The sequence below is a fragment of the Clostridium sp. MCC344 genome (assembly GCF_018785365.1).
Taxonomy (GTDB): domain Bacteria; phylum Bacillota; class Clostridia; order Lachnospirales; family Lachnospiraceae; genus Pilosibacter.
On the sequence record NZ_WQPQ01000133.1, the window covers coordinates 1 to 453 of the forward strand.

Below are 453 nucleotides of genomic sequence, written 5' to 3' on the forward strand. Positions count from 1 at the left end.
TTTATCAAAAATATTTTACAAGCTGCTTTAATCCACGGCGGATACTGTCTCGGACACGGCTTGGGTCTACACCTTCTACTTCGGCAATTTCATTTACCGTCATTCCCAGATAGTATCGGGCATAAATTCGCTTTGCCTGTTTCTCCGGCAGCTTCATCACAGCGGCATAGACCTGCTCCTGAAACTGTTTTTCCTCCAGAGCCATCTCCGGTGTCTGCGGCTTCAACAACACCGCATTTTCAATGCCATTCTCGCAATCCAGAGAATACTGTGCTTTATAACGATACATCTTTCGCTCATACGCAGCCTCCGCACGTTCAGCTGCCCGAATAGTCTCCATTACTTCCTCTGTCACATCTACAAAAAAGTCTGTTGTATAAACATCAGGATAAAGTTCCCGAAGGTTAATTTTCTTCATTATGTACCTCCATTTCGATTCACGGGTGATTGACG

The 453-nt window shown here is 44.8% G+C and carries 1 protein-coding gene; it reads right to left on the reverse strand.

Going from position 1 to position 453, the window contains the following annotated elements:
* Positions 1-4: 4 nt before the first annotated feature.
* Complete coding sequence (locus GPK90_RS18900) at positions 5-418, reverse strand: sigma-70 family RNA polymerase sigma factor (protein WP_147573485.1); 414 nt, start codon at positions 416-418, stop codon at positions 5-7.
* Between the last annotated feature and the right edge of the window lie 35 nt (positions 419-453).